Here is a 359-nt window from a genome sequence, read left to right on the forward strand (position 1 = left end):
GCTACCGCACGCCGAGGCGAGCTTCCTGTGAATGTCGCACGGATTGGATCGCGCTACGCATCCAGGCCCGCCGACAACCGACGTTCAGGTCTCCAGGGTGGCCAAGTGGGCGTCAGCGGAGAATGCTGTCGACCCACGCGTCGTATCCCGCTCTCCTGGACATAGCGGCCTGCTTGTCATTTTCCCGCTGGAGGTCGTAGTCGCCGCGCTCGCAGGCCTCCTTGGCGAGCCTTTCGTGGCGGGTGACGTCCTCACCCAGGCCTTCGATGAACTTGCGATTGAAGCTGCGGGCGATGTTCGCGGCTGATTCCTTGTTGAGTTCGCGTGCCTTAATTCGGGAATTGCTGACGTATCTACTG

General features: G+C 61.6%; 1 protein-coding gene. It reads right to left on the reverse strand.

Annotation, left to right across the window (positions count from 1 at the left end; all coding sequences use genetic code 11):
- Positions 1-112: 112 nt before the first annotated feature.
- The coding region (locus tag AC1DYG_RS20940) for a hypothetical protein (RefSeq protein ID WP_477641743.1) at positions 113-359 on the reverse strand (247 nt) is incomplete at its 5' end.

It is taken from the genome of Pedococcus sp. P1_H8 (assembly GCF_056405175.1).